The organism is Micromonospora sp. WMMD714 (assembly GCF_029581315.1).
Lineage (GTDB): Bacteria > Actinomycetota > Actinomycetes > Mycobacteriales > Micromonosporaceae > Micromonospora > Micromonospora rifamycinica.
Map to the genome: position 1 here is coordinate 843,379 of NZ_CP120744.1, position 21,356 is coordinate 864,734.

21 protein-coding genes are annotated in these 21,356 nt (G+C 73.0%); 9 read left to right on the forward strand and 12 right to left on the reverse strand.

Going from position 1 to position 21,356, the window contains the following annotated elements; translation table 11 throughout:
• Positions 1–70 precede the first annotated feature (70 nt).
• From O7625_RS03820 to O7625_RS03845, 6 genes are all read right to left on the reverse strand, one after another.
• Complete coding sequence (locus O7625_RS03820) at positions 71–1,624, reverse strand: fused MFS/spermidine synthase (protein ID WP_282344342.1); 1,554 nt, start codon at positions 1,622–1,624, stop codon at positions 71–73.
• Between the two features lie 36 nt (positions 1,625–1,660).
• Complete coding sequence (locus tag O7625_RS03825; RefSeq protein ID WP_282344344.1) at positions 1,661–2,674, reverse strand: hypothetical protein; 1,014 nt, start codon at positions 2,672–2,674, stop codon at positions 1,661–1,663.
• 312 nt (positions 2,675–2,986) lie between these two features.
• Positions 2,987–3,793: an inositol monophosphatase family protein gene (locus O7625_RS03830; protein WP_282344346.1), complete on the reverse strand. Its 807-nt coding sequence runs from the start codon at positions 3,791–3,793 to the stop codon at positions 2,987–2,989.
• Positions 3,786–4,238, reverse strand: coding sequence for a response regulator (locus O7625_RS03835; RefSeq protein ID WP_067310481.1), 453 nt, complete (start codon positions 4,236–4,238; stop codon positions 3,786–3,788). Before O7625_RS03835 ends, O7625_RS03830 begins: the two co-directional genes overlap by 8 nt.
• Entirely contained in the window at positions 4,235–6,061 is a 1,827-nt protein-coding gene (locus O7625_RS03840; RefSeq protein WP_282344348.1) for a sensor histidine kinase, read from the reverse strand. The genes O7625_RS03835 and O7625_RS03840 overlap by 4 nt, the downstream gene beginning before the upstream one ends.
• Positions 6,058–7,302, reverse strand: coding sequence for a fused response regulator/phosphatase (locus O7625_RS03845; RefSeq protein ID WP_172898441.1), 1,245 nt, complete (start codon positions 7,300–7,302; stop codon positions 6,058–6,060). Before O7625_RS03845 ends, O7625_RS03840 begins: the two co-directional genes overlap by 4 nt.
• 259 nt (positions 7,303–7,561) lie before the next feature.
• On the opposite strand from O7625_RS03845, the gene O7625_RS03850 reads away from it, so the two are divergent.
• From O7625_RS03850 to O7625_RS03865, 4 genes are all read left to right on the forward strand, one after another.
• On the forward strand, positions 7,562–9,958 hold the full coding sequence (locus O7625_RS03850; protein ID WP_282344349.1) for a M28 family peptidase: 2,397 nt from the start codon (positions 7,562–7,564) through the stop codon (positions 9,956–9,958).
• Between the two features lie 54 nt (positions 9,959–10,012).
• On the forward strand, positions 10,013–10,258 hold the full coding sequence (locus tag O7625_RS03855) for a toxin HicA (RefSeq protein WP_282344353.1): 246 nt from the start codon (positions 10,013–10,015) through the stop codon (positions 10,256–10,258).
• Complete coding sequence (locus O7625_RS03860; protein WP_282344355.1) at positions 10,258–10,599, forward strand: type II toxin-antitoxin system HicB family antitoxin; 342 nt, start codon at positions 10,258–10,260, stop codon at positions 10,597–10,599. The genes O7625_RS03855 and O7625_RS03860 overlap by 1 nt, the downstream gene beginning before the upstream one ends.
• 63 nt (positions 10,600–10,662) lie before the next feature.
• Positions 10,663–11,112 (forward strand): GNAT family N-acetyltransferase, encoded by a 450-nt coding sequence (locus tag O7625_RS03865; RefSeq protein ID WP_282344356.1) that lies wholly within the window; start codon positions 10,663–10,665, stop codon positions 11,110–11,112.
• Between the two features lie 21 nt (positions 11,113–11,133).
• Here O7625_RS03865 and O7625_RS03870 read toward each other — a convergent pair whose 3' ends face one another.
• Together O7625_RS03870 and O7625_RS03875 are read right to left on the reverse strand one after the other, a co-directional pair.
• Positions 11,134–11,388, reverse strand: coding sequence for a Smr/MutS family protein (locus O7625_RS03870; RefSeq protein WP_067315484.1), 255 nt, complete (start codon positions 11,386–11,388; stop codon positions 11,134–11,136).
• 123 nt (positions 11,389–11,511) lie between these two features.
• Positions 11,512–11,724 carry an AlpA family phage regulatory protein gene (locus O7625_RS03875; protein ID WP_091242277.1) on the reverse strand — a complete coding sequence of 71 codons (213 nt, stop codon included), beginning with the start codon at positions 11,722–11,724 and terminating at the stop codon, positions 11,512–11,514.
• 296 nt (positions 11,725–12,020) lie between these two features.
• On the opposite strand from O7625_RS03875, the gene O7625_RS03880 reads away from it, so the two are divergent.
• Complete coding sequence (locus tag O7625_RS03880; protein ID WP_282346796.1) at positions 12,021–12,263, forward strand: hypothetical protein; 243 nt, start codon at positions 12,021–12,023, stop codon at positions 12,261–12,263.
• A 32-nt stretch (positions 12,264–12,295) separates the two neighbouring features.
• On the opposite strand, the gene O7625_RS03885 is transcribed toward O7625_RS03880, so the two are convergent.
• Both O7625_RS03885 and O7625_RS03890 read right to left on the reverse strand, forming a co-directional pair.
• Positions 12,296–12,664: a tetratricopeptide repeat protein gene (locus O7625_RS03885; RefSeq protein WP_067315493.1), complete on the reverse strand. Its 369-nt coding sequence runs from the start codon at positions 12,662–12,664 to the stop codon at positions 12,296–12,298.
• Positions 12,665–12,756: 92 nt separating this feature from the next.
• On the reverse strand, positions 12,757–13,527 hold the full coding sequence (locus O7625_RS03890; RefSeq protein ID WP_282344365.1) for an ROK family protein: 771 nt from the start codon (positions 13,525–13,527) through the stop codon (positions 12,757–12,759).
• Between the two features lie 582 nt (positions 13,528–14,109).
• Here O7625_RS03890 and O7625_RS03895 point away from each other — a divergent pair.
• The 3 genes from O7625_RS03895 (at position 14,110) to O7625_RS03905 (ending at position 16,943) form a co-directional block, all read left to right on the forward strand.
• Positions 14,110–15,747 carry an ABC-F family ATP-binding cassette domain-containing protein gene (locus O7625_RS03895; protein ID WP_282344367.1) on the forward strand — a complete coding sequence of 546 codons (1,638 nt, stop codon included), beginning with the start codon at positions 14,110–14,112 and terminating at the stop codon, positions 15,745–15,747.
• A gap of 37 nt (positions 15,748–15,784) precedes the next feature.
• A complete protein-coding gene (locus O7625_RS03900; RefSeq protein ID WP_067311740.1) occupies positions 15,785–16,099 on the forward strand; it encodes a hypothetical protein in 315 nt (104 codons plus the stop codon).
• A gap of 118 nt (positions 16,100–16,217) precedes the next feature.
• A complete protein-coding gene (locus O7625_RS03905) occupies positions 16,218–16,943 on the forward strand; it encodes a methyltransferase domain-containing protein (protein WP_282344370.1) in 726 nt (241 codons plus the stop codon).
• A 32-nt stretch (positions 16,944–16,975) separates the two neighbouring features.
• Here O7625_RS03905 and O7625_RS03910 read toward each other — a convergent pair whose 3' ends face one another.
• Complete coding sequence (locus O7625_RS03910) at positions 16,976–17,977, reverse strand: LacI family DNA-binding transcriptional regulator (RefSeq protein ID WP_282344372.1); 1,002 nt, start codon at positions 17,975–17,977, stop codon at positions 16,976–16,978.
• A gap of 139 nt (positions 17,978–18,116) precedes the next feature.
• Between O7625_RS03910 and O7625_RS03915 the strand changes: the two genes are divergently transcribed.
• Complete coding sequence (locus tag O7625_RS03915; RefSeq protein ID WP_282344373.1) at positions 18,117–19,628, forward strand: alpha-N-arabinofuranosidase; 1,512 nt, start codon at positions 18,117–18,119, stop codon at positions 19,626–19,628.
• Positions 19,629–19,689: 61 nt separating this feature from the next.
• Here the strand turns inward: O7625_RS03915 and O7625_RS03920 are convergent, their stop codons facing one another.
• The gene (locus O7625_RS03920) at positions 19,690–21,192 is read right to left on the reverse strand and encodes an amino acid permease (RefSeq protein ID WP_348774009.1); all 1,503 of its coding nucleotides are present in this window, start codon (positions 21,190–21,192) and stop codon (positions 19,690–19,692) included.
• Positions 21,193–21,356 lie beyond the last annotated feature (164 nt).

Consider the following 21,356-nt stretch of genomic DNA (forward strand, 5'->3'; position numbering starts at 1 on the left):
GTCGACCGAGTTGCCCGGGTAGGCCCCCGCTACACCTCGCTGGGCGTAATCGGTCAGGAAAGTCACCCGTTCAGGCGGTCGCGAGCAGTTGGTCCACCGGAGCGTAGTCGTCGGTCAACACCAGGGCACCGTCCACGAACCGGGTGACCTCGCTGCCGGCGAGCAGATCCGGGATCTTCGCCACCGTGCCCAGCCGGGTCCGCAGCGCGTCCAGCGGCAGCGGGGCGTCCGAGGCGACGATGAGGAAGTTGCTGCCCTGCTGCCCGGCGATCGCCTCCGGTGGCGCGACCAGCGCCACGTGGTCGAACTCGGCGGCCACCGTGGCCAGCTCCGAGCGGATGAACCGGCCCGGCGGGTAGTCGATGACGTTCTGCACGTAGATGCCGCCGGGGCGGAGCACCCGGTCGACCTCCGCCGCCATCTCCCGGGTGGCCAGGTGCCAGGGCACCACCAGGTGCCCGAAGGCGTCCCCGACGACCAGGTCACGGCTGTCCGCCGGCTCCCCGCCGACCAGCATCCGGGCGTCCCCCACCGTCGCCCGCAGCCCCGGACCGGTCCGGACGCCCAACTCCCGCCGGTCCAGCTCGACCAGCTCACCGTCGATCTCGAAGACCACGTTGTCGGTGCCCGGCCGGGTGGCGCTCAGGTAGCGGGGCATGGTGAACCCGCCTCCGCCCAGGTGCAGCGCGTCCAGTCGCTGCCCCTTCGGGGCGGCCACGTCGGCGACCGCGCCGATCCACTGGGTGTACTCGTACTCCAGGTGCGTCGGGTCGTCCAGGTCGACGTACGAGTGCTGGGCCGAGTTGAGATAGAGCGTGCGGCCACCGGCCCGGTCCGGATCACGTTCCACCCGGGCGCAGTGGTACGCGGTCTCCACGTCGCACGGGTTCGGCGCGACCGCGCTCAGCCCCGCCGCGACCAACCCGAGCACCGCCAGGGTGGCCTTCAGCCGGGCCGGACCGGGCAGCCCGGCGGACTCCTGCCGACGCAGGTACACCCCGAGCGCCAACCCGACCACGCCGAGCGACGCCGCCAACCCGATCAGGATGACCGTGCTGGGCAGCGCCGCCACCAGCACGAACCCGGTGGCCAGGGTGGCGGTGATGCCACCGAGGGTGCCGATGCCGGAGAGCCGCCCGACCACCTGGCCGGTCCGCCGCAGGTCGGCCAGTTGCAGCTTCACCACCAGCGGGGTGACCGCCGACAGCAACGCCGCCGGCACGAACACGGCCAGCGCGGTGAGCAGCAGGATGCCGCTGACCGCCCCGCCGCGCAGCAGCTCACCGGCGTACCGGACCACCGGCAGGGTGACCGCGGCGGCGATGCCGGCCAGGATCAGCGCCGGAGCGAGCAGGCCCCGCGGATCCCGCCGGTCGGCCAGCCAGCCGCCCGACCAGGCCCCGTACGCGATGGCGGCCAGCGCGATGCCGATCACCGAACTGGTCACCTGGAGGGTCACCCCGACGTACGGGCCGACCAGGCGCAACGAAACCGTCTCCAGCACCAGCACCGCACCACTGGAGAAGAAGACCAGGAACGCGGCGAGCCCGTTGGGCAGGGCACGGGAGGGGACCGGCGCGGAGGGTGTCGGCGCGGTCACGATGTCGGACGATGAGCTGCTCACCGTCGCGATGCTACGTCCCGTACCTGGGCCGGACGGTCAGTACATCGAAAGGTGAACATGGTTTGTGTGGTCGGCGGCCGGGCTGCCCGACCCGCTGTACGCCCGCCAGCCGGTGTTCGGCATCCAGATCTGCCGGTACCAGATCACGTAGAGCACGCCGAGCCGGTTGGCGTTGTTCTTGAAGTAGTTGGCCAGGCTGTCGCCGTACGCCTTGTCCCCGCCGGTGGCCGTCTCGTCCTTGAAGCCGCTGGTGGCGGCCGAGAAGTCGCAGGCCCGGCCCTTGGGGTGCTCGCCGCCCCCGCCGCTGCGGTGGCAGGACACGAACCGCTTGTAGCCGGCCGCCTTGGCCTGCTGCATGGCGTGCAGGGTGCGCGGGGTGATGCAGCCGGAGGTGGTCGGGTCGTTCACCGAACACGACTCGCTGGGCCACGACCCGTCGGAGTTGCGCGGGGCCGGCTTCGCCGAACTCGACCCGCCGCTGAAACCGGCGCTGCTGCCCGAACTGACCGTGGCCAGGGCGCGCTCGGCGTCCCGCTTCTTCTTGGCCAGCGTGGCGAGCTGCTTCTGCTGCTCCCGGACCTCGGCGTTGATGTCGAGGGTGGCCTGGGCGGCCTCGTGCCGCGCCTCGGCGAGCGCGCGGAGCTGCTTGCCGTCCCGCTGGGCCATCATGTCGAGGTCGGCCGCCCGCTTGAGGAACGCCTCCGGGCTGGCCGTGTTGAGCAGCATCGACGTCGGCGTCAGCCGGCCCACCCGGTACGACTGCGCGGCCACCTCGCCCACCTGGTTGGTCAGCTCACCCAGCCGGGTCTCCAACACCTTCAGCTGGGCGGCCAGCTCGGTCTGCCGCCGCTTGGAGCTGTCCAGCTTGGCCTTGGCCTCGATGTGCCCCTTCGCCGCCGCCGTCAGCGCGTCCTTGAGCTGCTTGGTGCCGCCCTCGCCGGGCTCCGCCGAGGCGGGCACCGCGCCGGCACCGAGCAGTAGCGCCAGCGCGGCGAGCAGCACGGTCAGCGGCCGTCGCAGGCGGGGCCGGGTCAGGCTGGTCCTGGGCACGGGGGTGTCCTTCCCTCTGCCGCCGACGCCCGGCGACGGGCCGGTCCGGCGGCGGTCCCGCCGGCCCCGGTTGGCGGCCTGGGGGCGGAGACCGCCGGTCACGATACCGCAACCACAGCCGGCGACCGGTCCCGTGACGACACCGGACGGCAACGCTCGACGCGGCGTGTCGAGCCGGTCGCCGAGGGTCCGGTCCGTCGATGCCCCACCGGCCTGCCGCACCACCCGGCGGGGCGGGCAACGGCCGGCACCACGACCCGCAGCACCGGCCCGACCGTGGTGCTGCACCGCCGGTCCGGCGGGAGGCGGCCGTCAGTCGCCGAGCAGGGCGGCCCGCACCTCGTGCCAGGTCTGCTCGTCGACGGCGACCAGCAGCCCCCGGCCGTCGTCGGCCGGGTGGTACTCGGTGCCGTCGAACCGGCGGGCCACCCCGCCCGCCTCGCGGACCAGCAGCGCACCGGGCGCATGGTCCCAGGGCAGGGTGCGCCAGAACATGACGAACTGCTGCGCCCCGGTGAGCAGGTCGAGGTACTCCCGGCCGGCGCAGTGCTGGCCGGGCAGCAGCTCCCCGATCCGGCCCTCACCGGCCGCCACCCGGTCCCGGGTGGCCTGCGGCAGGTACTGGACCATCGCGGTGCCGCGCAGCCGGCCGGGCGCGACGGCGGCGGCGGCCCGCACCGGTCGGCCGTCCAGCCGGGTGCCGGCACCGGCGCGGGCCACGGCCATCGTCGCGGCCAGCGGGTCGAACACCCACGAGGCGGTCGGCTCGCCCGCCCGCAGCAGGGCCACCATCAGCGCGAACGGTCGGCGGCCGGCGGCGAAGTTGCCGGTGCCGTCGACCGGGTCGACCACCCAGACGTCGCCGCCGTCGCGCAGGTGCCGCAGCAACGACCCGTCCTCGGCCACCGCCTCCTCGCCGACGACCAGCGACCCCGGCAGCAGCCGGCGCAGCTCGGCCGAGATCCGCTCCTCGGCCCGCTGGTCGGCGATGGTGACCAGGTCACCCGGTGCCTTCTCGGTGACGTCGGCGTCGTCGAGCCGGCGGAACAGCGGCAACACCACGTCCGCCGCGGTCTCCCGCAGCAGCGTGTCGACGTCGGCGAGCAGGTGGTCAGCCACGCGGCGGCAGCTTGACCACGCTGACGAAGAACTCGTCGATCTGACGGACCACCGAGATGAAGCGCTCGAAGTCCACCGGCTTGGTCACGTAGGCGTTGGCGTGCAGCTGGTAGCTGCGCAGGATGTCCTCGTCGGCCTGGGAGGTGGTGAGCACCACCACCGGGATGCGGCGCAGCTGCTCGTCGTTCTTGATCTCCTCCAGCACCTCCCGGCCGTCCCGGCGCGGCAGGTTCAGGTCGAGCAGGATCAGGTCCGGGGTCACCGCGTCCGCGTACCGGCCCTCGCGCCGCAGGTAGGCCAGCGCCTCGGCGCCGTCGGAGACGACGGTCAGCCGGTTGCGCAGCTTGTGCTCCTCGAACGCCTCCTGGGTCATCAGCACGTCGCCCGGGTCGTCCTCGACCAGCAGGACCTCGATCGGGCTCTTGCCGTCCGCCGGCGCGGTCATCCGACCCTCTCCTTCGTACCACCCGTGGTGCCTTGCCCCGGCGGCCCGCCGGGTGGGTCCTCGTGCTGCCCGCCGGCCGGCTGCCGCCCGACCGTCGGCCCGTCCCCGGCGGCCTCACCGACCGGCACCGGCGACTCCCCGACCGGGCGGTCGGTCGTCGCCGTGTCGTCCGGGCCGGTGGTCGCCGTGTCGTCGGTCCCCGTCGTCGTGGTGCCGTCCCCGTCGGTCGGGGCGGTCGCGTCGGCCGTGGCGGCCGCCGCCTTCGCCGCCTCGACGTCCTCCGGCCGGGCCGGCAGGGTGAACCGGATCGCGGTCCCCTCGGCCTGGTCGGTGTCCACCCAGACCCGACCGCCGTGGTACTCGACGATCTTCTTGACGATGGCCAGGCCGATGCCGGTGCCCGGGTAGGCGTCCTTGGCGTGCAGCCGCTGGAAGATCACGAAGATCTTGTCGGCGAACTCGGGCTCGATGCCGATGCCGTTATCCTGGCAGGTGATCTCCCACTCGGCGTCGACCAGCCGGGCCGAGACCCGCACCTTCGGCGGGACGTCCGGGCGGCGGAACTTCACCGAGTTGCTGACCAGGTTGACCAGCAGGTTGGTGAGCAGCGGCTCCTCGCCGCGGATCACCGGCAGCTCGCTCCAGGTCAGCTCGGCGTCGGCGTACTGCCGGCCCGGCTCGGTCTGGCTGGCCACGTCGGCCATCACCCGGTTCAGGTCGACGTCGACGAAGCCGGTGGTGAGCCGGCCGATCCGGGAGAACGCCAACAGGTCGTTGATCAGGCGCTGCATCCGCTGCGCGCCGTCCACCGCGAACGCGATGTACTGGTCGGCCCGCTCGTCGAGCTGCCCCGCGTACCGACGCTGGAGCAGCTGGCAGAAGCTGGCCACCTTGCGCAGCGGCTCCTGGAGGTCGTGCGAGGCGACGTAGGCGAACTGCTCCAGGTCACGGTTGGAGCGGGTCAGCTCCTCGGCCTGCTTCTGCAACTGGCTGTTGACCCACTCGATGTTCTCCCGAGCGGCCCGCACCTCGGCCAGGTCCTTGGCGATCTTCTGCCGCATCACGTCCACGTCGTCGGCGAGCCGGCGGAACTCCGGCGGCCCCGACCCGGCGATGTGGTGCTGGTAGTCACCGGCGGCGACCTCCCGCACCTGCTGGGCCAGGCCGGTCAGCGGCCGGATCACCATCCGCTCCAGGGAGAGCAGCATCAGGGTGCCGGCGATGACCACCACCACCGCCGCGACGATCAGCAGCACCACCAGCATGTTGCCGGTCCGCTCGATGTCCCGGGCGCCCCTCTCCCGCTCGGCCAGGATCGCCGTCTGGAGGTCACCCACCGACGCCCGGATCTGGTCGAACTGCTGCCGCGCCTGGGCGGTGATCAACGCCTGGCCGGCGGCCGTGCCGCTGCTCCCGGTGGTCGCGATCACCGGCTCGGCCACCGTCCGCCGCCAGTCCGCCGCCTGCTGCTGCGCCGTGCGCAGCGCATCCACGATCGCCGGGTAGTTACGGCCCAGGTCGGCGATCGTGGCGGCCACGTCGCGCTCCTGCCGCACCCCCTGCTCGTACGGGGCCAGGTCGGCGCGGTTGCCGCTGACCGCGTACCCACGGACGCCGGTCTCCTGGTCGAGCAGCACGTTGAGCAGCTCCTGCCCCTGCACCCGCAGCGGACCCGTCCGGGTGAGCAGCGTGTCGGTGTAGGCGCGGTTCTTCGCTGCCACCGCCGCCTCGGCCACGGCCAGCCCGACCAGCAGCACGCCCACCACGGCCAGCAGCGCCAGCACCCGACGACGCAGGGTCCACCCCCGGCGGTACGTGTTCACCGGCCACCGCCCCGGGTCACCAGCAGCATGGCCACGTCGTCGGCGAGCGGCCCACCGTTGATCTGCTCGGCCCGACCGACCAGCCAGGCGGGCAGCTCGGACAGCGGCACGGCGTGGTTGGCCCGCTCCTGGAGCAGGCCGGTGAGCCCGTCGACGTCCAACCGGTCGTCGCCGTCACCCACCCGCCCCTCGATCAGGCCGTCGGTGTACATCAACAGGGACCAGTCATCGGTGTCGAACTCCAGGTCGAACGCGACGGGACGGCGGGGTCGTACGCCGAGCAGCAGGCCCCCACGGGCCGGGACCGGCGCGACCTTGCCGCCGGACAGCAGCAGCGGCGGCGGGTGACCGGCCAGCCGGACGGTGGCCCGGTTGGCGGCCAGGTCGAGCCGGGCGGTGGCGACGGTGGCGAAGATCTCCTGGAGCCGGCGCTCGCTCATCAGCACCTGCTCCAGGGCGGGCAGCACCTCGTCGTCGGGCACCCCGGCCAGGATCAACGCCCGCCAGGCCACCCGCAGCTCCACGCCGAGGGCCGCCTCGTCCACCCCGTGCCCGCAGACGTCACCGACGATCAGGTCGACCCGGTCCGGCCGGGTCTGCACCACGTCGAAGAAGTCCCCGCCGATCAGCGCCGCGTGCCGGCCCGGCCGGTAGAAGGTGTGCACCGCCACCTCGTCGGTGGTCATCAGCGGCTGGGGCAGCAGGCCCCGTTCCAGCCGGGCCGACTCGGCCTGGCGCAGCTCGACCTCGCGCAGCCGGCGGGCGTTCTCGTCGGCCCGCTTACGTTCCACCGCGTACCGCAGGGCACGGGTCAGCAGCACCCCGTCGACCTGGCCCTTGACCAGGTAGTCCTGGGCGCCCTCGGCGACCGCGACGATGCCGAGGTGCTCGTCGGAGCGGCCGGTCAGCACGCAGACCGCCGCCCCGCTGGACATCTCCAGCACCCGGCGCAGGCCGTCGAGGCCCTGCGCGTCGGGCAGCCCGAGGTCGAGCAGGACGCAGTCGACGCCGGCGATGCGCTGCCGGGCCTCGCTGAGACTGGTGGCGACCAGCAGGTCGATCATCGAGTTGGTCTCGGCGAGCAGCTCACCGACCAGGAAGGCGTCGCCCTCGTCGTCCTCGACCAGCAGCACCCGCAGCCGTTCACCCGGCGGCAGGTTGGGGTTGTGCCCGAGCCCGCCGTGCGGGTACGGCGCGACGGAGGGCCCGGCCAGGCCGGGCCCCCGGTGCGACCGGGTCACCGCCGCGAGACGCGGGAGTTCGCTGGTGATGTCGGGCTCCTTCCGAGTGCCCTGCTGATCCTGTATTAGACAACGGTCGCACACAACACGGTCCGCCCGGTCCAGGGCGTACCCGGGCAAGGCCGTCACCGGGTGGGGCCTCCACCGGATGAGCGTCCGGTCAGCCCCGCGCGTCACGGTTCGGTCCCGGTACGCCCCCGCTCCTTCCCGGCCGGGGCAGGATGATGCCCACCCCCGCACCACCTCCGAGGAGTTCCCCGTGGGCGTACCCCCCGCCTCCGCCGCCGACCGGGCGCTGACCCGGCCCCCGCGTCGCCTGCTCGCCGCCCTGGCCGCCCTGCTGGCGCTGGTCGCGGCGGGTGCGGCCATGCTGGTCACCCTGGCCACCCCGACGCCCCGGCCTGCGGACGCCCCGGCCGACGAGTTCAGCGCCGGGCGGGCCTACCGGACGGTGCAGACGGTGGCGCAGCGCCCGCACCCGGCCGGCAGCGCCGCCAACGACCAGGTCCGTGAGCACCTGGTCGGGGCGCTGCGCGGGCTGGGCCTTCAGACCGAGGTGCAGGACACCGTCGCCCCGGAGGCCGGGCAGCTCAGCGGGGCGGCCGGCGGGGCCACCGTCGCCCGGGTCCGCAACGTGGTGGCCCGGCTGCCCGGCACCGCCTCCACCGGCCGGGTCTTCCTGGTGGCGCACTACGACTCGGTGCAGACCGGCCCGGGTGGCAACGACGACGCGGCCGGCACCTCCACCGTGCTGGAGGTGGCCCGCGCGCTGGCCACCGGCCCCCGGCTCCGCAACGACGTGGTGTTCGTGCTGACCGACGCCGAGGAGGCCTGCCTGTGTGGCGCGTCGGCGTTCGCGGCGGGCCACCCGCTGGCCGCCGACGGCGGGGTGGTGCTCAACCTGGAGGCCCGGGGCGCCACCGGACCGGTGATCATGTTCGAGACGTCCCGGGACAACGCCGGTCTGGTGGCCGCCTTCGGCCGGGGCGCACCGCACCCGGTGGGCACCTCGTTCGCGGTGGAGATCTACCGTGCGCTGCCCAACGACACCGACTTCACCGCCTTCCTCGACCACGACTTCGTCGGGTTGAACTCGGCGTACATCGACGGGAGCGCGATCTACCACACCCCGCTGGACACCCCGGCGGCGATGGACCGGGGCAGCCTCCAGATGCACGGCGACAACGCGCTCGGGCTGGCCCGGGAATTCGGCCGCACCGACCTGACGGCATTGCGGTCCGGGCACGACGCCACCTACTTCCCGGTGCCGGGCGGGCTGGTCCGCTACCCCGGCTGGTTGACCTGGCCGCTGGCCGGGCTGGCGGTGCTCGGGGTGCTGGCCCTGGGGTGGCAGGTCCGGCGCACCGGCCGGGCCGGCACCGGTCGACTGGTCGCCGGGTTCGGGCTGGCGCTGGTGCCGATCGTGGCCGCGCCGCTCGCCGCCCAACTGCTCTGGGCGGGGATCACCACGCTGCGCCCCGGCTACGCCGAGCTGCTCGACCCGTACCGGCCGGTCTGGTACCGCCTGGCGGTGGTGGCGCTCGCCGCCGCGATCCTGCTCGCCTGGTACGCGCTGGCCCGCCGCCGGGTCGGCCCGGCGGCGCTGGCCGTCGGTGGGCTGGGCTGGTTGGCCGTGCTCGGAGTGGTGCTGGCCGCTCTGGTGCCCGGTGGGGCGTACCTGGTCACCCTGCCGGCGCTGGCCGGCGCGCTCGCCGGCCTGGTGGCGCTGCGCACCCGGATCGACGGCCCGTGGCCGGTGGTCGCGGTGACCCTGGCCGGCGCGGTCGCCGTGGTGATCCTGCTACCCACCGTGGTACTGCTCTTCCCCGCGCTGGGGATGGCGATGGGCGGCGTGGCGGCGCTGTTCGCGGTGCTGCTCGGGCTGGCCGCGCTGCCGGTGCTCGACCTGCTGCACCCGGCGGCCGGCGGCCAGCGCGGCCTGGTCGCCGCCCGGGCCCGCCGGCTCGGCGCGCTGCCGGCCGTCGCCGCCGCGCTCGCCGCCACGGTATTCGCCGGGGTCGGCCTGGCGGTCGACCGTTTCGACGCCGACCACCCCGTCCCCACCCACCTGATGTACGCCCTAGACGCCGACACCGGTTCGGCCCAGTGGCTCAGCCGGGAGGCCGACCCCCAGCCCTGGACCGACGGGTACGTCGACGGCCCCGCCCGGCTGGACGGGTTCCCCGGCCTGGGCGATCCGGACCTGCGCGGCGGCCCGGCACCGGCGGCGAACCTGCCCGCGCCGACCGTGCAGGTGCTCGCCGACACCACCGCCGGTGGGCTGCGCACCCTGCGGCTGCGGCTGCTCCCCCAGCGCACCGTCCGGCTGGCCACCCTGCACGTGGACGCCACCACCGCCGAGGTGGCCCGGGCCGAGGTGGCCGGGCGTGAGGTGCCGGTCGGGCGGCAGCCGGGCGTCGGGGAGGCGGAGGCCGACCGGTGGGGCTTCGGGATCGTCGTCCACGCCCCGCCCGCGCAGGGCGTCGAGGTCACCCTGACCGTACGGCCCCGGGCAGCCAAGGTGGCGCTGCGGGCGATGGACGCCAGCGACGGGCTGGAGGAGCTGCCGGGGTTCCGGAAGCGACCGGCGGGGGTGGGGGTGGTCGGCTCGCACACCTCGGAGATGCTGGCGGTCGCCCGCACCTACCCGTTCTGAGGACCACTCGGCGAAGGATTGGTCTATAGCACCACTGGTAGTACCATAAACCGTGTGCCCTCGGTGAGTCGGATCATGGAAGCAATGCGGACCAACCCGCAGGGCATCTCCTACAACGATCTCAAGCGGGTGTGCGAGCACTACTTCGGGAAGCCTCGGCAGGACGGCACCTCGCACGCGGTGTTCAAGATGCCGTGGGCCGGAGACCCACGCGTGAACATTCAGAACGACAAAGGCAAAGCCAAGGCGTACCAGGTACGGCAGGTCCTCAAGGCGATCGAGAAGAAGGAGGCCATGTGATGCAGGACGTTCGTCCCGAGGTGAGTCACTACTCCTATCGCGTCACGTGGTCGGCCCAGGACAACGAGTTCGTCGCCACCTGCGCCGAGTTTCCCTCGCTGTCCTGGCTGGCCCCCTCTCAGATCGAAGCCCTGCAAGGGCTCCAGCGCCTGCTGAGCGAGGTGGTCGCGGACATGGAGCAGCAGGACGAGGAAGTACCGCAGCCGTTTGCCGATCGGAGCTACTCGGGCAAGTTCAACGTGCGTGTCGGCGAGAGCCTTCACCGCGAGTTGGCCATCCATGCGGCGGAGGACGGGATGAGCCTCAACCAGTACGTCGTACGGAAACTGTCGGCAGCCTGAACAGGGCTGGATGGCCCAGATAACCGGTCGCCCGGACCGGCGGGGCGGACTACGGTCCGCAGGATGCGGCTGGAGAAGGTCACCCCGGAGAACTACGAGGCGGCGCTCAAGCTGTCGGTGCGCCCCGATCAGGAGGATCTGGTCGGACCGGTGGTCAAGTCACTGGCCGAGGCGTACGTCTTCCCGGACATCGCCTGGCCGAGGCTGATCTTCGACGGCGACCGGCTGGTCGGCTTCCTGATGGCCTTCCTCGACTACGCGTGGGGCGACAACCCCGACGACGTCCGGTCCGGCCTGTGGCGACTCAACATCGCGGCCGACGACCAGGGGAAGGGTTACGGGCGGTTCGCCGTCGAGGCGGTGTGCGCGGAGATCCGCGCCCGGGGCGGCGACCGGGCGTACGTGACCTGGGTGCCCCGGGAGGGCGGGCCGGAGGACTTCTATCTGAAGCTGGGCTTCCGGCCGACCGGCGAGCAGAGCGACGGGGAGACGGTCGCCGTCCTGGACATCTGACCGGTCGTCAGGACGCCCACATCACTTCCAGCGGAAGTGCACGAAGAGGCGGCCGAAGTTCTTGGAGTCCTTCTCGACCCGGTGGTAGAGCTGCTTGACGTCCTTCTGGTCGAGGAAGCGCAGCACCTTCTTCTTGAGCTGGCCGGAACCCTTACCAGGGATGATCTCGACCAGGGTGGCCTTCTTCGCCACCGCCTCGTCCATGATGCCGCGCAGGGCGCGGTCGATGTCGTGGCCCTTGTTGAAGATGTCGTGCAGGTCCAGCTTGAGCTTCATCCCGCCTCCCCACCTGCGCAGCCGCCATGGCAGGCCCATCGTAGGCCGGCACGGGTCGGAGCGAGGCTCAGGCTTCGGCCGGTTGCTCCGACATGAGCAGCACGCCGGCAACCAGCGGTCGGGTCAGGCGGGCTGTTCCTCGTCGTCCGCCTCGCCGAGGTGGGGGCGGTGTTCACGAATCCACGCCTCGACCTCTGCCTTGAGCCACACAGCACCCATCCCGAGCCGGTCGTACGGCTTAGGGAAGTCGGGCCGGTCGATGATCTGGCGCGCCCGTTGCCGGCTGACGCCGAGCCGCGTCGTGATCTCGCCCGCCCCGTAGAGGTGGCGTGGCACGGCGCGAGAGTAGCCAGACCGCCAGTGGTCAAACCGCAGCTAGCCTAACTGCACCTTGCCTGATACACCCTTGCACCTTGACAACAGTGGAGAAGGGCAGCACGCTGGGTTGATGTCGCCGCACCCCACCGGCCCGCTTGTCCCGCGCGCTGATGTCGGACGCTACGGAGAATTCGATGGACCCCAGCCAGACCAGCGCACCCAGCCCCAGCCGGTATGTCGCCGAGACTCGCCGGAGATCGAACGCCTCCCCAGTGCATGCCCGTGCGGGTGGGGCCATCCGGCCGCACGTGCCGATGCGACCGCTCTGGTTGTGCCGGGTGTGCGCGGCCCCCTGGCCGTGTCAGCCCGCCCGGCTAGTGCTGACCAGGGACTACCGGCGGGACCGGGTCGGGCTGTCCGTCTACATGGCCGGGCGGCTGTTCGACGCCACCGGCGACCTGGTCACCCTCAACCCGAACGCCGTCCCGCCCCCGGCCGAGCTGTTCGAGCGGTTCCTGGCCTGGACCAGACGCAGAGCCGGGCCGGAGGAGGGGTAGAAAACTCCCCTCCCCCGGCCCGGTGCGGGACCTCAGCGATCGTTGCCGACCCGGCTCTCCACCCGGCGCAGCGCGGTCACGTAGTCGTCGTTGGTCGAGTGCATGGCCGCCGCGATGCGCAGGTGCCGCAACGCGTCCGGGTAGCGGTTCAGCCGCTCCAGCGTCCGACCCAGCACGTGGTGGGCGTAGTGGTCGCTGGGGTCGCGGTCGACCAGCTCCCGCAACTGCTCCTCGGCGCGGCCGAGCTGGGCGGTCTGGAAGTACGCCCGGGCCAGCAGCTGACGTACGGAGGAGTTGCCGGGCTCGGCCGCCACGATCGGCTCCAGCAGCCGGACCGCTCCGCTCGGGTCACCCATCTCGAAGTACATGGTCGCCCGCCGGTACTCCGCCAGAAGATCCATCCCGACCCACCCCCTCGCGTCACGTCGTCATTGCTCCGACGCTGGCACAACACCGGGCGTACCGCGAGTGTTCCTGGGGGTGGACTTGTGGCTCAGGAGGCCGGGTCGTCCCGTTCGCCGGTCAACTGCCAGGCGCGCACCCCACCGACGATCCCGGCCGTGTTCGGCACGATCACCACGTCGTCGCCCATCCGGGCCACCTGCTCGGGGCGGATCAGCCGCGAGTTGCCGCCGCCGAGATAGAGCCGGTCCCAGCGGAACACCGGGCGCAACCCGTCCACCACCTGCCGGATCCGCCGGGACCAGAAGGCGTCGCCGAGCCGCCGCCGCTCCGGCTCCCCGACGTACGTGTCGTAGGTGGTGCCCCAGCGGACCGGGGCGTGCGACAGCTCCAGGTGCGGGGCGAGCCGCCCACCGTCGAAGAGCGCACTGCCCAGCCCGGTGCCCAGGGTCAGCACCAGCTCGCAGCCGGTCCCGGCGACCACCCCGGCACCGTGCACCTCGGCATCGTTGAGCACCAGCGCCGGCATCCCGAACGCCTCGGTGACCGCCCGGCGGGCATCGTACCCGGACCACTCGGCGAGCAGGTCCGGGTCGACCCGGCTGCGCGGCCCGGACCGGGTCACGTAGTGCGGCGTCGCCACCACCACCCCGTGCCGGATCATGCCCGGCATCCCCACCGTGACCCGGTCCGCCGAGGGCAGCCGCCCGGCCAGCTCCACCAGCGTCTTGACGAACAGTTCAGGCGGCAACGGGTACGGGGTGTCCACCCGGATCACCGCCGCCCGCAGGGTGCCGTCCCCGTCCAGCACCGAGCCCTTGATGCCGCCGCCCCCGCAGTCCACCGCCAACGTCAGTCCCACCCCCTCACCTTGCCCCACCCGCCCCGTTTCTCCCGCCCCTCCCCCACCTTTCGCCGGCCGGAACCGGCCAGCCCGACCCCGCCCACCAACCCGACCACCAGCCCGCTCCCGGCCGCCGGTCCGCCACCGCCCCGACCGCCGACCCCAACCGCCCACCGACCCGACCCGGCCGCCACCGCTCCGACCCGGCCGCCAACCCCACCATCGATCCGACCGCCAGCCGACCCGACTGCCGGCCCGCCCACGACCCGACCGTCGGGCCGCCCTTCGACCGATCCGGGAAACCCGACAGCGGCGGTGAGGGGCGGCGGTGACCGCGGGGAGTGCGGGTTTGTGAAGAGTTGTTGTCGCTATAGCCGCAACAACTCTCCACAATCTCGCGCGCGAATCACCACCCCCGCACGACCACCCGATCGATCGCCTACGCACCAAGCCTCGCCGCCGACCAGCCACACGCCCCGCCACTCCGAAGAGTCGGCCGCACGACCGGACCGCCGGCCGGGAGAGGCAGCAGCGCAGGCAGCAGCGGGCCGGGCCGCGCGGCGGCCGGACCGCAACGGCGGACGCTAGGCTCGGGAGCTGATGAGCGCCACGATGATCGTCAAAGGACTCGCCGCCGGGCACGGGGAGCGGATGCTCTTCAGTGACCTCGACCTGGTGGTCGCACCCGGCGACGTGGTGGGGCTGGTGGGCGTCAACGGAGCCGGAAAGTCGACGTTGCTGCGCACGCTGGCCGGGTTGCAGGGCGTGGAGGAGGGCACCGTCTCGGTCAGCCCGCCGGGCGCCTCGGTGGGCTACCTGCCGCAGGAGCCGGAGCGGCGGACGGGCGAGACGGTCCGCGATTTCCTGGCCCGCCGGACCGGGGTGACCGGCGCGCAGGCGGCCCTGGACGCCGCCACCGACGCGCTCACCGCGGGCACGGCCGGGGCTGACGACGCGTACGCCGGGGCGCTGGAGCGGTGGCTCGATCTCGGCGGCGCGGACCTGGACGAACGCGCCGCCCAGGTCGCCGCCGAGTTGGGGCTCACCGTCGAGCTGGACCACCCGATGACCGCCCTCTCCGGGGGTCAGGCGGCCCGCGCCGGGCTGGCGTCGCTGCTGCTCAGCCGCTACGACGTCTTCCTGCTCGACGAGCCCACCAACGACCTGGACCTGGCCGGCCTGGACCGGCTGGAACGGTTCGTCTCCGGGCTGCGCGCCGGGACGGTGCTGGTCAGTCACGACCGGGAGTTCCTCACCCGGACGGTGACCCGGGTGCTCGAACTCGACCTGGCGCAGCAGCAGACCCGGCACTACGGCGGCGGCTACCTCGCCTACCTGGAGGAGCGGGAGGTGGCCCGCCGGCACGCCCGCGCCGACTTCGAGGAGTACGCCGACACCCGGGCCGCGTTGGAGGCCCGGGCCCGCACCCAGCGCGCCTGGATGGAGAAGGGCGTGAAGAACGCCCGCCGCAAGGCCACCGACAACGACAAGATCGGCCGGAAGTTCCGGGCCGAGGCGACGGAGAAGCAGGCGGCCAAGGCGAAGCAGACCGAGCGGCTGATCGAACGCCTCGACGTGGTCGAGGAACCCCGCAAGGAGTGGGAGCTGCGGATGGAGATCGCCGCCGCGCCCCGGGCCGGTGCGGTGGTGGCCTCGCTGCGCGACGCGGTGGTCCGCCGGGGCGACTTCACCCTCGGGCCGGTGCACCTCCAGATCGGCTGGGCCGACCGGGTGGCGATCACCGGGCCGAACGGCTCCGGCAAGACCACCCTGCTCGGCGCGCTGCTGGGTCGGCTGCCACTCGACGCCGGGCACGCCGCGCTCGGCCCCGGGGTGGTGGTCGGCGAGGTCGACCAGGCCCGGGGGCTGTTCCTCGGCGACCAGCCGCTGCTGGAGGCGTTCGGGGCCGCCGTACCCGAGATGCCGCCGGCGGACGCGCGGACGCTGCTGGCCAAGTTCGGCCTGCGGGCCGCGCACGTGCTGCGGCCGGCGGCGACGCTGTCGCCGGGCGAGCGGACCCGGGCGGCGCTGGCGCTGCTCCAGGGCCGGGGGGTCAACCTGCTGGTGCTGGACGAGCCGACCAACCACCTCGACCTGCCGGCCATCGAGCAGTTGGAGTCGGCGTTGGCCGGCTATCCGGGGACGCTGCTGCTGGTCACCCACGACCGGCGGATGCTCGAAGCGGTCAGCGTCGACCGGCGGCTGCGGGTCGCCGACGGGCGGATCGCCGAGGACTGATCCGCGCCGTCCGGCAGCGGCGGGATGACAATGGGTCATGCTCAAGTGGGAGTACGCGCTGCTGGTGCGGCGTCGCCAGCCGACCGCCTCCGACCTCAGCTGGGAGGTCGTCTTCGTCTGGTACGGCCCGGACGGATCGATGATCGACGTGACCGCCTACGGGGACACCGCGCTGGCCCACCTGAACCGGGCCGGCGACCAGGGGTGGGAACTCGTCGGGATGAGTGAGGACCCGTCCCTGGCGGGCCACAACGAGCTGCACCGCTACCACCTCAAGCGCCCGAAGGCGGCAGGTGCGCCCCGCCAGCGCATCCGGGCCGTCGGCCGGCCCACCCGACGTACCGGCGGCTGACCCGGCTGGCGCTGGCTGAGACCCGGCCGGTGCCGGTGGCTGACCCGGCCGGTGCCGGTGCACCGGATCGGGTGGTGTGCCGGGCCGGAGAGCGGGTAACGGCCGGCGGGAGGTGGCCATGGTCGCGTTGGCGCAGGCACCGCCCTCGGCCGAACGGCTGCGGGCGCTCGACGGGTTCCTCGACGCGGCCTGGGCCGAGCAGGCCCGCCACGACGAGCGGTTACGCGGGCTCGCGGTCGAGGTGCGGTTCGACCGGGGGGTCGCCCACCTGGCCGGCGAGGTGGCCGAGCCGGGTCAGTTGCGGCTGGTCCGGGAGCTGGTCGGTCGGCTGGCCGGGGTGTACGGCGTGTGGGGGCGGGTGCGGGTCGCCGGTCGGGATCCGGTGGTGGTAGACCTGGGCTGCGGTGGCCAGAAGCAGTACCCGACGAACCTGGGGCTGGACATCTTCCCGGCCCCCGGGGTGGACGCGGTGGCGGACCTGTCCGGGTCGCTGCCGCTGGCCGACGCCTGCGTCGACGTCATCTTCACCGTGCACATCCTGGAGCACCTGATCGACTTCCTGCCGCTGCTGGACGAGTGTCACCGGGTACTCCGACCGGGCGGGGTGCTGCACGTGATGAGCCCCTGGTGGGGGCATGTGAACGCGGTGGCCGACCCGACCCACGTCCGGCTGCTGGACGTACAGACGATCAAGGGGGTCTGCGGCCAGCGCCCGCCGGGCACCCCGCGCTGGTATCCGCTGCACGCCGGCTGCGACGGCGCGTCCATCTTCGCCGACCTCACCCCGCTGCCCGCCGACGCCCCACCGGTCGCCCCGGCCCACCTGGCCCGCTTCTTCGACTGACTGCCGCTCGACGGGCGGGAGGCCGTCCGGGGTCAGCCGGTGCTCTCGCGGGGGGTCAGGCGGTGCGGGGCGGTGAGTTCCCGTGCGGGCGCGTCCCGGTCGCCGGCGAGCCGGCCGGCGAGCAGGTCGACCGCGAGCCGGGCGATCCGTTCCTTGTCCGGGGCGACGGTGGTCAGGGTGGGCACGCTGAACCGCCCGTCCTCGATGTCGTCGAAGCCGGCGACGGCCACGTCGGCGGGGATCCGGAGCCCGGCCTCGTGCAGGGCGCGGAGCGCACCGAGGGCGAGGGTGTCGTTGAAACAGAAGACCGCGTCCGGGCGGGCTCCGGACGCGAGCAGGTGGCGCATGGCGGCGGCCCCGTCGGCGCGGTGCCAGGCCGGGGTGGCGGCGACCAGGCGCTCGTCGTACCCGAGACCGGCCTCGGTCAGGGCGGCGGTGTAGCCGGCCAGCCGGAGGCGGGCACCGGCGCCCTCGGGGGTGTGCTGGGCGCCGACGGCGGCGATCCGGCGACGGCCGAGGCCGACCAGGTGGGCGGTCATCTCCCGGGCGGCGGTCACGTTGTCGATCACCACGTGGTCGGCGGTGCCGTGGTCCGCCCGCTCACCGAGCAGCACCATCGGCATGCCGTCCAGGCCGGTGAGGTCCTCGGCGGTCAGGGACAACGGGCTGAAGATCAGGCCGTCGATCATGTGGTCGCCGATGCCGGCGGCGGCGACCCGTTCCCGCTCGGGGCCGCCGCCGGTCTGGTCGATGAGCACGGTCCAGCCGTGGTCGGCGGCGGCGGCGACCACGTGCCGGGCCAGCTCGGCGAAGTACGGGATGTCCAGCTCCGGGACGGCGAGGGCGATCACGCCGGTACGCCCCTTGCGCAGGTTGCGGGCGGACAGGTTGGGCCGGTAGCGGAGTTCGGCGATGGCCGCCTCGACCCGCGCCCGGGTGTCCGGTCGTACGTGCTGGTAGCCGTTGACCACGTTCGACACGGTCTTGACCGACACCCCGGCCCGTTCGGCCACATCCTTCAGTGTGTGCCGCACGATCGGCCACCTCCCGCCTCCGACCCCGGACTCTATCGCGCGCCCGACGAGCCTTTACATCGTTGTAAGTAACGTTGTAGAAACACGGGTGGCGACGTGACCGCCGTCACGGAGCAGGTCGAGGAAAGGTGGCACCCCCGTGCGTACAGCCCGGTTGACGATCGACTCGGCCTTCGCGATCGGAGCCGTGGACCGACGGCTCTTCGGCTCCTTCGTCGAACACCTGGGACGCTGCGTGTACGGCGGCATCCACGAGCCGGGCCACCCCGAGGCCGACCCGCTCGGCCTGCGCCGCGACGTGCTGGCGCTGACCCGGGAGCTGGGCGTCTCGATGGTCCGCTACCCCGGCGGCAACTTCGTCTCCGGCTACCGCTGGGAGGACGGCGTCGGCCCGGTCGACGACCGCCCCCGCCGGCTGGACCTGGCCTGGAAGACCATCGAGCCCAACACGTTCGGCCTCGACGAGTTCATGGCCTGGGCCGCCGCCGCGCAGGTCGAGCCGATGATGGCGGTCAACCTCGGCACCCGGGGCGTCCAGGAGGCGTGCGACCTGCTGGAGTACGCCAACCACCCGGGCGGCACCCGGCTGTCCGACCTGCGCCGCGCCCACGGCGCGCAGCAGCCGTACGGGATCCGGCTGTGGTGCCTCGGCAACGAGCTGGACGGCCCCTGGCAGGTCGGCCACAAGACCGCCGAGGAGTACGGCCGGCTCGCCGCCGAGACCGCGCGGGCGATGAAGCTGATCGACCCCTCGGTCAGCCTGGTCGCCTGCGGCAGCTCCGGCCGGGGCATGCCCACCTTCGCCTCCTGGGAGGCGACCGTGCTGGAACACACCTACGAGCACGTCGACTTCATCTCCGCGCACTCCTACTACGACCCGTCCGACGGTGACCGGGCCAGCCTGCTGGCCTCGGCCGTCGACATGGACCAGTTCATCACCGAGGTGGTCGCCACCGCCGACCACGTGGCCGCCCGGCTGCGCCAGACCCGCAAGCTGAAGGTCTCCTTCGACGAGTGGAACGTCTGGTACCAGTCCCGGGTCCAGGGCGACCTGGACGGGCGCGGCTGGGTCGAGGCACCGGCGCTGCTCGAGGACGACTACACCGCCGTCGACGCGGTGGTGGTCGGTGACCTGCTGATCACCCTGCTCCGGCACGCCGACCGGGTCGGCGTCGCCGCCCAGGCCCAGCTCGCCAACGTGATCGCCCCGATCCGGACCCGCACCGGCGGGCCGGCCTGGCGGCAGACCATCTTCCACCCGTTCGCGTTGACCGCCCGGTACGCCAGAGGCACCGTGCTGCGCACCGAGCCCGTCTCGCCGACCTACCCGACGAAGCGGTACGGCGACGTGCCGGTGCTGGACACCGTCGCCCTGCACGACGAGGAGTCCGGCGCGCTGACCGTGTTCGCCGTCAACCGGGGCACCGACGACCTCCCGCTCGACCTCGACCTGCGCGGCCTGTCCGGGCTGCGCCCGGTGCAGCACCTCAGCCTCGCCGCCGGGGACGACCCGGAGGGGGTCAACACCGAGGCCGAGCCCGACCGGGTCACCCCCCGGGAACTGCCCACCGGCACCGTCGACGGCGACCGCTGCGCCGTACGCCTGCCGGCCATCTCCTGGAACCTGCTGCGGTTCGCCCCCCTGCCCTGACCGGGGTCGACGACTCGGGTGCCGGCCGGCGGAACGACAGGGCCGGCACCCGGTTGGAAGGTCAGGCCGGGGCGGTTTCGGATTCCGGGTCGCGGTCCCCGGCGGCTTCGCCGGTGGCGAGACGGTTGTGGCGGTAGCCGTAGCAGAAGTAGATGATCCCGCCGAGCGCCATCCAGATGAGGAACCTGATCCAGGTCTCGATCGACAGGTTGAGCGTCAGGTAGAGGCAGGCCAGCGCGGTGAAGATCGGCAGCACCGGGGAGAACGGAACCCGGAACGGCCGTTCGAGGTCGGGGCGCTTACGGCGCAGGATCGGCACCGCGATCGAGACGATCATGAAGGCGCAGAGCGCGCCGACGCTCACCAGGTCGGCCAACGCCGACAGCGGCAGGAATCCGGCCAGCAGCGCCACCGCCACGGTCATCAGCGCCGAGATCCGGTACGGGGTGCCCCAGCGCGGGTGGATCCGGGCGACCGAGGGCGGCAGCAGGCCGTCCCGGGAGATGGCGAAGCCGATCCGGCCCATGGCCACCAGGTCCACCAGGATCACGCTGGTCAGGCCGGCGACGGCGGCGATGGAGACGAGCACCCCGGCCCAGCTCGCGCCGACCGCGTTGAAGGCCGCGGCGATCGGGGCACCCCGGTCGATCTCGCCGTACGGCACCATGCCGACCACGACCAGCGAGACGCCGATGTAGAGCGCGGTGGAGATCAACAGGGTGCCGAACAGGCCCAGGGTCAGGTCCCGCTTGGGCCGCCGGGTCTCCTCACCCAGGTTGGCCACCGCCTCGAAGCCGGTGTACGCGAAGAAGACCACGGCGGCGGCGCTGAGCACCCCGACGAAACCGAAGATGGACGGCTCCAGCCCGAACAGCGCCTGGATGACCGGCTGCTTGATCCCGTCGTCGCCGGCCCCGGCCGGTTCGGCCGGCGGGATGAACGGGCTGAGATTGGCGGCCTTCACGAAGAACAGCCCGGCGACCACGACGAAGACGCAGATCGCGACCTTCACCACGACCAGCAGGTTGGTGATCCGGGCCGACTCGCGGATGCCGACGATGGCGATCACGCCGAGCAGCAGCACGATGCCGATCGCGCCGAGGTTGACCACGCTGCCCTCTTCGGCGAACCAGGCGCTCGGCAGGCCGAACAGCTCGGCCAGGTAACCGGACCAGCCCCGGGCCACCACCGCCGCCCCGAGGGCGAACTCCAGCAGCAGGTCCCACCCGATGATCCAGGCGACGATCTCGCCCATCGTGGCGTACGCATAGGTGTAGGCGCTGCCGGCGGTCGGCACACTCGACGCCAGCTCGGCGTAGCAGAGGGCGGCGAGCAGGGCGACCGCCCCGGCGATGGCGAACGAGATCACCACGCCCGGCCCGGCGCTGTCCCGCGCCTCGATGCCGGTGAGGGTGAAGATGCCGGTGCCGATCACGATGCCGATACCGAATCCGGTGAGGTCCCGTGCGCCCAGCCGTCGTTTCAGGCCCGGACCGCCGTCACTGCCGTCGGCGTTGCCCTGGGCAACCACGTCCTTGATCGGTTTGGTTCGCAGCACGGACACTGCGCTCACCCCTCCCACCACCGCGACCACCCTGCTGGGGCCGGTGCCGGGCGTTGCTACCCATCCCGAACCCCCGCCAATCACCCACCCCCACCACGGTTCCCTGACCCTGAGTCCCCAGCCTGACCACTTTCGGTCACCCGCCCCCTCCCCGGTCACCCCTT